General features: G+C 65.6%; 10 protein-coding genes. All 10 read right to left on the bottom strand.

What is annotated here, in order from left to right; translation table 11 throughout:
- Positions 1-109: 109 nt before the first annotated feature.
- The 10 genes from Q673_RS33005 to Q673_RS32960 all read right to left on the bottom strand — a co-directional run bounded on the left by Q673_RS33005 (position 110) and on the right by Q673_RS32960 (position 9376).
- Positions 110-1123, bottom strand: a complete 1014-nt coding sequence (locus Q673_RS33005; protein ID WP_023007052.1) for a zinc-dependent alcohol dehydrogenase family protein — start codon at positions 1121-1123, stop codon at positions 110-112.
- Between the two features lie 71 nt (positions 1124-1194).
- Positions 1195-2250, bottom strand: coding sequence for an NAD(P)-dependent alcohol dehydrogenase (locus tag Q673_RS33000; RefSeq protein WP_023007051.1), 1056 nt, complete (start codon positions 2248-2250; stop codon positions 1195-1197).
- A gap of 27 nt (positions 2251-2277) precedes the next feature.
- A complete protein-coding gene (locus tag Q673_RS32995) occupies positions 2278-2688 on the bottom strand; it encodes an organic hydroperoxide resistance protein (protein ID WP_023007050.1) in 411 nt (136 codons plus the stop codon).
- A gap of 53 nt (positions 2689-2741) precedes the next feature.
- On the bottom strand, positions 2742-4160 hold the full coding sequence (locus Q673_RS32990) for a coniferyl aldehyde dehydrogenase (RefSeq protein WP_023007049.1): 1419 nt from the start codon (positions 4158-4160) through the stop codon (positions 2742-2744).
- 87 nt (positions 4161-4247) lie between these two features.
- Positions 4248-5639, bottom strand: a complete 1392-nt coding sequence (locus tag Q673_RS32985) for an NAD-dependent succinate-semialdehyde dehydrogenase (protein WP_023007048.1) — start codon at positions 5637-5639, stop codon at positions 4248-4250.
- 73 nt (positions 5640-5712) lie between these two features.
- Positions 5713-6543: a nitroreductase family protein gene (locus tag Q673_RS32980; protein ID WP_023007047.1), complete on the bottom strand. Its 831-nt coding sequence runs from the start codon at positions 6541-6543 to the stop codon at positions 5713-5715.
- 27 nt (positions 6544-6570) lie between these two features.
- On the bottom strand, positions 6571-6876 hold the full coding sequence (locus Q673_RS32975; protein WP_023007046.1) for a DUF1330 domain-containing protein: 306 nt from the start codon (positions 6874-6876) through the stop codon (positions 6571-6573).
- A gap of 11 nt (positions 6877-6887) precedes the next feature.
- On the bottom strand, positions 6888-7565 hold the full coding sequence (locus Q673_RS32970) for a type 1 glutamine amidotransferase domain-containing protein (protein ID WP_023007045.1): 678 nt from the start codon (positions 7563-7565) through the stop codon (positions 6888-6890).
- A gap of 34 nt (positions 7566-7599) precedes the next feature.
- Complete coding sequence (locus Q673_RS32965) at positions 7600-8631, bottom strand: NADP-dependent oxidoreductase (protein WP_023007044.1); 1032 nt, start codon at positions 8629-8631, stop codon at positions 7600-7602.
- A gap of 133 nt (positions 8632-8764) precedes the next feature.
- Positions 8765-9376: a TetR/AcrR family transcriptional regulator gene (locus Q673_RS32960; RefSeq protein ID WP_023007043.1), complete on the bottom strand. Its 612-nt coding sequence runs from the start codon at positions 9374-9376 to the stop codon at positions 8765-8767.
- Positions 9377-9472 lie beyond the last annotated feature (96 nt).

Below are 9472 nucleotides of genomic sequence, written 5' to 3'. Positions count from 1 at the left end.
GCAGCCACCTGAATAGTTACCAAATATCCACGCCCGGGTCCGGTATGCAGCCGGGCGCGTCCCGGGCGCCGCGTCCGCCAGCGCAGCTGGACGGACAGGGCTTGGGTGATCAGATATCCACCACGACCTTGCCGAAATGGCGGCCGCTCTCCTGGTAGCGGAAAGCCTCAGCAAGCTGCTCCAACGGGAAGCTGCGGTCGATCACCGGGTGGATGCCGGTCTGCTCCAGCGCCGCCACGTACTCCTGCTGCAGGCGCCGGCTGCCGACGATCAGGCCCTGCAGGCGTGCCTGCCTGGCCATCAATACGGCAGTCGGCACCTCGCCGCCTCGGCCGGTCAATACGCCGATCAGCGCGATATGACCGCCCACGCGCACCGCATGAATGGACTGTGCCAGCGTGCCCGGGCCGCCGACTTCCACGACGTGATCGACGCCGCGCCCGCCGGTGATCTCCAGCACCCGCTTGCCCCATTGCGGCGTGCGGCGGTAATTGATGAGGTGGTCGGCGCCGAGCGAGCGCAGACGTTCGAGCTTTTCATCCGACGAGGAGGTGGCAATCACGCTCGCGCCCATCGCTTTTGCGATTTGCAGCGCCGCCACCGAAACCCCGCCGCTACCCAGAACCAGCACGCTCTCGCCGGCCTTGAGCGGGCCGTCGGCCACCAGGGCGCGCCAGGCGGTCAGCCCGGCGGTGGTGATGGTCGCCGCCTCGGCGTGGCTCCAGCCGCGCGGCGCCAGGGTGAAGTCGGCGGCTGCGCGCACCGCGACTTCGGTGGCGTAGCCGTCGATGCCGTCGCCCGGCGTGCCCTGAAAGTTGCCGACCGCGGCGAACGGCAGGCCGTCGGTCCATTGCGGAAAGAAGCCGGAGACGACGTGGTCGCCGGGCTTGAACTCATTCACGCCTTCGCCCACCTCTTCGACGACGCCGGCGGCGTCGGATAGTAGTACCCGTCCGTCGGCGGCGGGGATGCCGCCGTTGGCGACCAGCAGATCGTGGAAGTTGAGCGAGCTGGCGTGCAGCTTCACACGGACCTGACCTGGACCAGGCTGGCCGGGGTCGGGGAGTTCGCGTAGTTCGAGGCAGTCCAGGCCGCCGGGGCTGCGTGTCACGATGGCTTTCATCTGGAATCTCCTGTTGCTTCGCGCGGGCCGCCTCGCCGGGAAGCGGCCCGCAACGGTTAGGCTGTTTCGCCTCAGGCGGCGGCCAGGCTCGCGCTGTCGATCACGAAGCGGTACTTCACGTCGCTCTTGAGCATGCGCTCGTAGGCGTCGTTGATCTGCTGGATGGCGATCATCTCGATCTCGGCGACGATGCCTTTCTCGGCGCAGAAGTCGAGCATCTCCTGGGTCTCGGCGATGCCGCCGATCAGCGAGCCGGCGATGCTGCGGCGCTTGAAGATGAGATTGGCGATGCTCGGCGACGGGTGCGGGTGCTCGGGTACGCCGACCAGGGTCATGGTGCCGTCGAGTTTGAGCAGGCCAGTGAAGGCGTCGAGGTCGTGGCTGGCTGCGACCGTGTTGAGGATGAAGTCGAAACTGTTGGCGTGCGCCGCCATCTCTTCAGCGTTACGCGAGACAATGACTTCGTCGGCGCCCAGTTCCAGCGCAGCGGCGCGCTTGCTCTCGCTGGTGGTGAAGGCCACGGTGTGTGCGCCCAGGGCATGTGCCAGCTTGATGCCCATGTGGCCAAGCCCGCCGATACCCACGATGCCCACTTTCTGGCCAGGACCGACCTTCCAGTGGCGCAACGGTGACCAGGTGGTGACGCCGGCGCACAACAGCGGCGCCACGGCGGCCAGTTGCGCCTCGGGGTGCGAAACCTTCAGGACGAAGTCGTCCTTAACTACGATCTGCTGCGAATAGCCGCCCAGGGTGTGGCCGGGCGCATCATGCGTCGGGCTATTGTAGGTGAAGACCTGGCCGTGCTCGCAATACTGCTCCAGGCCCGCGTCGCAGGCCGGGCAATGATGGCAACTGTCGACCAGGCAGCCGACGCCGACCGTGTCGCCGATCTTGAACTTGGTCACCGCACTGCCGATGGCCGAAACGTGGCCGACGATTTCGTGCCCGGGCACGCAGGGGTACAGCGTGTTGGCCCACTCGTTGCGGGCCTGGTGCAGGTCGGAATGGCAGACGCCGCAGTAGGCGATGTCGATCTTGACGTCGTGCGGCCCCGGCTCGCGGCGAACAATGTCGAGCGCCGCCAGCGGCGTGTCAGCGGCGTGGGTGCCATAGGCTTTTACTGTCATGGTGTTTCTCCTTGGGTTTGATGTGTTTCAGGCGACGCTGGTGTGCAGGCGCACGTCGACGTTGCCGCGGGTGGCGTTGGAGTACGGGCAGACTTGGTGGGTGGTTTCCACCAGCTTCTGCGCGTCGGCTTCGCTCAGGCCCTGGACTTCCACATACAGGTCGATGTCCAGGCTGTAGCCGCCCTCGGCGTTCTGGCCGATGCCGACCTCGACCGAGGTCTTGGTGGCAGTAGGTGCCAGCTTCAGTTGCTTGGCCGCCACCGGCAGCGCGTTGTCGAAGCAGGCGGCGTAACCCATGGCAAACAGTTGCTCGGGGTTGACGCCAGCCTTGCCGGACCCCGGCATGGCCATATCCAGCGCGAGGCTGCCATCGTCCAGCGTGGTGCGGCCGGAACGGCCGCCGACGGCGGTGGCGCGGGTCTTGTAGAAAATCTTCATGGTATTCAGCTCCGTAGGTTTACGAAGGGCGGTGTGCTCCGCCCAGGAAAAAATCATTCGCTCAGCTGTGCCTCGACCGCTTTCTGCTTGTCGGCATAGGGCGCGCGCAGCGCCAGGCTGGAGGTCCCGTCCGGGCTCTGCATCACCACGGCCTTGGCGTGGCTGAAACGCCGGAACCCATGGATGCCGTGGTAGGCGCCGATGCCGGAAGGGCCGATACCGCCAAACGGCAGATCCTCGATAAAAGCGTGGATCAGCGTGTCGTTGATCACTGCTGCACCCGAGGTGGTGCGTTCGGTGAAGCGCTTTTGACGCGTTGCGTCGCTGCCGAAGTAGTACGCGGCCAGCGGACGCGGATGGGCATTGACGTAGTCGATGGCATGGTCAAGATCCGGGCAGTTCACCAGCGGCAGGACCGGCCCGAAGATTTCTTCCTGCATCACGCGCATCGTATCGTCGGGATCCAGTACAAGCGTCGGTGCCAGCAGGCGGGTCGCAGGATCGGCATCTGCTTCGCCGTCCGGTGCAAGACTGATGACGGTTGCTCCCTTGGCCTGGGCGTCATCGAGCAACACCTGCAGGCGCTGGAAGTGCCGATCGTTGACAACGGCGGTGTAATCGGTGTTGCTTCCCAGATCTGGATAAGTGGCCGCAACGAACGCGCGGGCGTGCTCGATGAACGCCTCGCGTGCGGACGGCGGCAGAAGCACATAATCGGGGGCGATGCAGATCTGCCCGGCGTTGAATGTCTTGGATGTGAGCACCCGCTCGGCCACTATCTTGATGTCGGCGTCCACGTCGACGAGCACGGGCGATTTGCCGCCAAGTTCCAGCGTTACCGGTACAAGGTTCTCGGACGCGGCGCGCATCACAAGACGCCCCACTGCCGTGCTGCCCGTGTAAATGAGATGGTCGAACGGTTGCGCGGTGAAGGCGGCGCCGACTTCGGCGTCTCCGAGCACGACGCCGAATTCGAGCGCATCGAAATAGCGCGGAATCTGCTCGGCCAGCAGATCGGAGGTGCGGGGCGTCAGTTCGGACGGCTTGAGCAGCGCGCGGTTGCCGGCGGCGAACACGCCTGCGAGTGGCCCGAACGAGAGGTTGATCGGGAAGTTCCAGGGGCTGATGATGCCTACTACACCGAGTGGCTGGTATTCCACGCGTGCCTGCACGCCCGGCATACCGGCGTCTTGCGCTTCGGGTCGCATCCAATGTTCGAGTTGCTCGCGCGCGTGGCGCATGCTCTTGATGGGCGCAAGCACATCGGTGGCCAGTGTCTGATAGGGGCTGCGGTGGCCATAATCGGCGCGAATGGCCGATTCCAGCTGCGCGCGGTTATCGGACAACAGGCGTTCGGCGCGAGCGAGCCGATCCCGCCGCTGTTCGGCGTCCGCCGGGCCATCGCTCAGGTGCGCCTGCTTCATCGCCGCGACGACGCCAGGCAGGCGCGTGATCAGATCGGATGTACTCATGAGGGTTTCCTGAGTTCGGTTAACGTTGAACGTCGGCCGTGGACGCGAAACGGCGGCCGGCGGTACCGTGCCGCCGGCCCGCTTGCATCAGAACGGCGCGTCGATATCGACCACGTCGATCAGCTTGTGGTTGACGAACTCCTTCAGGCCCAGGCCTATCAGCTCGCGGCCGTAGCCGGAGCGGCGCACTCCGCCGAACGGCAGGTCGGCCTTGGCCATGGTCGGGTGGTTGACGAACACCATGCCGGTGGAGATGCGCTTGGCGACTTCCGCGCCATGTTTGGCGTCGGCGGTGAACACCGAGCCACCCAGGCCGAACGGCGAGTCGTTGGCGATGGCGATCGCTTCTTCCTCATCGGCGGCGCGGTAGATCAGCGACACCGGCCCGAAGAATTCCCAGTAGTAGGCCGGGTTGTCCGGAGTCAGGCCGGTGAGGATCGTCGGCTGCACGAAGGCACCTTGCGCCGGCACCTTGGGCCCCACCTCGGTCGCGGTCGCGCCGTGGGCGACGGCCTGGCGGATCTGTTCCTTGACGTCGTCGGCGGCCTTCTGCGAGGACAGCGGCGCCAGGGTGGTAGCGGGGTCGAACGGATCGCCCGCCTTGAGCCCGGCCACGCCCTCGGTGTAGCGGCGCAGGAACTCATCGTAGATGGCCTCGACCAGGATGATGCGCTTGGAGGACACGCAGACCTGGCCGGCATTCCAGTGGCGGCCGAACACCGCCCACTTCACGGTCTTGTCCAGTTCGGCGTCGGCCAGTACCACGAAGGCGTCGGCGCCCCCCAGTTCCAGCGTCGACTTCTTCAGCGCCTTGCCAGCCTGGGCGGCGACCACCGCGCCTGCGCCTTCCGAGCCGGTCAAGGCCACGCCGTGCACGCGCGGATCGTTGATGATGGTCTCGATCTGCTGGCGCGTGGCGTAGAGGTTCTTGAAGGCGCCTTGCGGCAAGCCCGCGTCGAGCATCAGTTTCTCGAAGGCATCCGCGCTCTGCGGCACGTTGGAGGCGTGCTTGAGCAGCAGCGTGTTGCCCGCGGCCAGTTGCGGGGCCAGGATGCGGGCGACCTGGTAGTAGGGGAAATTCCACGGCTCGATCGCCAGGATCACGCCCAGCGGCTCGTGCACCAGCAGCGCGTCGCCTTCGGCGGGATCGGCCACGGTCAGTTTCTCCGGTGCCAGCAGGGCCTCGGCGTTCTTCACGTAATACTCGAAGATGCGCGCGGAAAGTTCGACCTCGGCCAGTGCCTCGGCGGTGATCTTGCCCATCTCCAGGGTCAGCAGTTTCGCGTAGTCGCCAGCCTTGGCGCGCAGCAGGTCTGCGGCACGCTGCAGGATGGCACCGCGCTCGGTGAACGAGCGCTCGCGCCAGGACAGGAAGGCTTCGTGCGCAGCGGCGATGGCCTGTTCCACCTCGGCGTCGGTGGCGTCCGGGAAGGTCTTCAGGGTCTCGCCGGTGTAGGGGTTGATGGTGGCGTATGCCATGTTCGATGATTCCTTGTGACAGTGGATGGAGGAAGGCGTCACGGCCTGCAGAGCCGGAGCGCGGACGAGGAATTCAGCGCAGGGTGAAGCCGAGCGCGTTCAGGGCTTCGCGCAGGCGATGGCGGCCCATCAGCGCGCCGGGGCTGCCGATGCGTTGCACCGACACTTGCGACCAGGGCCGGTCGTCACGCTGCTGCTCCTGCTGGAAGCGGCGCATCAGCGAGTCGTAGTGCGCCACCGCGGCGGCCTCGCCGGCAGCGTCGTAGCGTTCGTGATGCAGCACCGCCGGCTGTGCCAGGCGCGGCTTGACTTCGGCCGGGCGGGCCGGATCGGGATGGCCCACGCACATGCCGAACACCACGAAACTGTCCTGCGGCAGCCCCAGTTCAGCGGCGACCTGCTCTGGATGGTTGCGCATGCCGCCGATGTAGACGATACCCAGCCCCAGGGCTTCGAAGGCGTTCGCCGCGTTCTGCGCGGCTAACGCGGTGTCGACCGCTCCGACGGTGTAGCTCTCCAGGTAATCGATACCGTCGGTCGCGGCACCCTGCGCGGCACCGAGTCGGCGCAGCCGCGACCAGTCGGCGACCCAGGCCAGAAACAGCGGTGCCTCGGCCACGTGGCGCTGACCGCCGGCCAACGCGGCCAGGCGGGCGCGCCGCGCGGGGTCGCGCACGGCGATCACGCTCCATGGCTGCAGGTTGGACGAACTGGAGGCTGATTGCGCGGCAGCGATGGCGAGTTGAAGTGCCTCGTCGTCGACCGGTTGATCGGTGTAGGCGCGCACTGATCGGTGCTCCAGCAGCGCGGCCAGCGCGGCGGGAACAGGGGGCAGCGGCAGGGCGGCGGCCTCGCCATAGCGGGCCTGCCATGCGGAGGCTGGGTCGATCTGATGGGAAGTCATTCCAGAATCCTGTGCGTGTTAGGGGACTCAGGCCGCAGGTGTCGCGCCGATGCCGTCAAGCAACAGCACGCGGTAGTCCGCGCCCTTGAACCGGTGCACCCGTGCTGCCTGGTAAGCGGGGCTGTGATACCAGGCGCGTGCGGCCTGCATGTCGGAAAAGCGCAGGATCACGCCGCCCTCGATCGCCGGTCCCTCCAGCACCTCGAAATCGCCATAGAACGCCAGCGGCGTCAGATCGTGTCCTTCGCGCGCGGCTGGAGCCTGCCTCGCATAGATGTCAAGTTCGGTGGCGTCGAGGGTGCGTTCGCGCAGGAAAACCACGTAAGCGGACATGTTCAATCTCCTCACAGAAGGGCGAGCAGCGCCTTGGCGGCGTCGGCGGACGAGGCAGGGTTCTGGCCGGTGACCAGAAGGCCGTCGGTCAGCACGTGGGACTGCCAGTCGCCGCCCTTGCTGTAATGACCGCCATTGGCCTTGAGCATGTCCTCGACCAGAAACGGCACCACATCGGTCAGGCCAACCGCAGCCTCCTCGCTGTTGCTGAAACCGGTCACCTGCTTGCCGGCGACCAGCGGCTTGCCGTCGGCATCCTTGACGTGGCGCAGCACGCCAGGTGCGTGGCAGACCGTTCCGACCGGCTTGTTCGCCTTGACCGCCGCTTCGATCAGACCGATCGAGACCGGGTCTTCAGCCAGGTCCCATAGCGGGCCGTGGCCGCCGGGATAGAACACTGCATCGAAGTCGCCGATGGCGACCTCGGCCAGCTTGCGGGTGTTGGCCAGGGCCTTGACCGCGTCAGCGTCGGCCAGGAAGCGACGGGTCGCCTCGGTCTGGGCGTCGGGTTCGTCGCTCTTGGGGTCGAGCGGCGGCTGGCCGCCCTTGGGCGAGGCCAGGGTCAGCTTCGCGCCGGCATCGAGGAAGGCATAGTAGGGGGCAGCCAGTTCCTCCAGCCAGAAGCCGGTTTTCCTGCCAGTGTTGCCGAGTTGGTCGTGCGAAGTGAGGATGACGAGAATATTGGCCATAGCGGCTCTCCTTTGGAGGTTCGAAGTGAAAGACTCAGGGGGTGCCGACTCGTACCACGACCTTGCCGAAGTGCCTGCCGGCGAGCAGGTCGATCAGCGCCTGGGGCGCATGTTCCAGGCCCTCGACGAAGTCTTCGCGGACCGAGACCTTGCCCTCGGCGACCCATGCGCCCATGTCGCGCTGAAACGCCGCGAAACCGTCGGCGTAGTGGTCGCCGATGATGAAACCCTGCAGCAGCAGGCGCTTGCGCAGAACCAGCCCCAGCATCATCGGCATGCGGTCCGGGCCAGGTGGCAGGTCGGTGTCGTTGTAGTGGGCGATCAGCCCGCACACCGGCACGCGGGCGCCGACGTTCAGTCGCGGCAGCACGGTGTCGAGCACCGTGCCGCCGACGTTCTCGTAGTAGACGTCGATACCCTGCGGCGTCGCGGTAGCCAGTTGTTCGGCAAAGTCGGGCGCGCGGTGGTCGAGGCAGACATCGAAGCCGAACGCTTCGCGCGCGTAGCGGCATTTTTCCGGCCCGCCGGCGATGCCGATGGCGCGCGCGCCCTTTAGCCGGGCAAGCTGCCCAACTACCGAGCCGACCGCGCCGATGGCGGAGGCGACGACCACAGTCTCGCCCGGCTGCGGCCGGCCGATGTTCAGCAGGCCGTGGTAGGCGGTGAAGCCGGGCATGCCGAGCACGCTCAGCGCCAGCGAAGGATTCGTGGTCCGGGAATCGAGCACGACCAGTCCACGACCGTCGGAAAGCGTATGGCTCTGCCAACCCGTGTCGCCGACGACCAGGTCGCCAACCTTGAATGCCGGGTCGTGCGAAACCTCCACCCGGCTCACCGCGCCGCCGGTCATCACCTCGCCTAGCGCTACGGGTGGAGCATAGGACGGAGCATCGCTCATTCGCCCCCGCATATACGGGTCGAGCGAGAGGTACAGCGTGCGCAGCAGGAGCTGGCCCTTGCCTGGCTCAGGCAGCGATTCCTGTTCCAGCCGGAAGTCGTCTGGCGTCGGCTCACCCGAGGGGCGTGAGGCAAGTACGATGCGGGTTTGCAGGATCGCAGTGGTCATCGCTGACTCCTGAAAAGGACGGCCGAAACGGACTCATGTGCGTGCGTGGAAGCAAAGTTTGTCATCTGATTGAATTAGACCGGTCGTATACAGTTTGGGCAAAAAAAAAGCTACGAGGACTTTTTTCTGTCTGTCAGGCGCAGCGTCGAAGATGAGAAGACAGGCCTAGCAGGCCCTGCGTAGCAGCCAGCGCGGCCTCCATGGGTACACGGTCGCGCGTGAGCTTGGCGCGCAGGCTCGCGCCCAGCCACAACTGGTACAACGTGTTCGCCGTTGTGCTGGCATCCAGCTCAACCGGAAGCGAGCCGTCGCTGGCGCCATCCTCGATGGCGCTGGCCAAACGCGCGATCACTCGCGTGGTGCCCTGTTCAAGAACTAAACGCATCGCCTCGGAGAGGTCGCTGACCTCCGCAGCCAGCTTGACCGCCAGACACTTGCCCTTCGGGTCACAGGCTGCCTGGGTCTCCAGCCAGTACTCGAAATAGGCGATCAGTCGCTGTGCTGCGGAAAGATCAGGACGACTCAGCAGATTATCGAGCGAAGCCAGGTAATCGGCGAAGTAATCCTCCAGCAGCGCTTCGCCAAAGACCTCCTTGGAGCCGAAGTAATGGTAGAAGGAACCCTTCGGCACGCCGGAAGCCTGGAGAACCTCGTTCAGGCCCACGGCGCTGAAGCCCTTTCCCGCGATAATGATCCGGGCGGTATCGAGGATATGTTGGCGGACGTCGTTCGTGGCATTAGTCATGGTTTGTATCTTACCCTGAAACTAGACCGGTCGTCTACAATCATCGGGCAAGTTGATGATGACAGTTAAAAGCTATGTAACTATTCAGGTCACGCT

This window comes from Halomonas sp. PBN3 (assembly GCF_000475415.1).
GTDB lineage: Bacteria > Pseudomonadota > Gammaproteobacteria > Pseudomonadales > Halomonadaceae > Halomonas > Halomonas shengliensis.
The sequence above is the reverse complement of the archived record's forward strand: the minus strand, read 5'-3'. Positions and strand labels throughout refer to the sequence as shown.

What these genes read in the sequence shown, in the direction of transcription:
- Q673_RS32960 (WP_023007043.1), bottom strand. Translation starts at nt 9,376, where the DNA reads ATGACTAATGCCACGAACGACGTCCGCCAACATATCCTCGATACCGCC.
- Q673_RS32980 (WP_023007047.1), bottom strand. Translation starts at nt 6,543, where the DNA reads ATGACTTCCCATCAGATCGACCCAGCCTCCGCATGGCAGGCCCGCTAT.
- Q673_RS32970 (WP_023007045.1), bottom strand. Translation starts at nt 7,565, where the DNA reads ATGGCCAATATTCTCGTCATCCTCACTTCGCACGACCAACTCGGCAAC.
- Q673_RS32985 (WP_023007048.1), bottom strand. Translation starts at nt 5,639, where the DNA reads ATGGCATACGCCACCATCAACCCCTACACCGGCGAGACCCTGAAGACC.
- Q673_RS32975 (WP_023007046.1), bottom strand. Translation starts at nt 6,876, where the DNA reads ATGTCCGCTTACGTGGTTTTCCTGCGCGAACGCACCCTCGACGCCACC.
- Q673_RS32995 (WP_023007050.1), bottom strand. Translation starts at nt 2,688, where the DNA reads ATGAAGATTTTCTACAAGACCCGCGCCACCGCCGTCGGCGGCCGTTCC.
- Q673_RS33005 (WP_023007052.1), bottom strand. Translation starts at nt 1,123, where the DNA reads ATGAAAGCCATCGTGACACGCAGCCCCGGCGGCCTGGACTGCCTCGAA.
- Q673_RS33000 (WP_023007051.1), bottom strand. Translation starts at nt 2,250, where the DNA reads ATGACAGTAAAAGCCTATGGCACCCACGCCGCTGACACGCCGCTGGCG.
- Q673_RS32990 (WP_023007049.1), bottom strand. Translation starts at nt 4,160, where the DNA reads ATGAGTACATCCGATCTGATCACGCGCCTGCCTGGCGTCGTCGCGGCG.
- Q673_RS32965 (WP_023007044.1), bottom strand. Translation starts at nt 8,631, where the DNA reads ATGACCACTGCGATCCTGCAAACCCGCATCGTACTTGCCTCACGCCCC.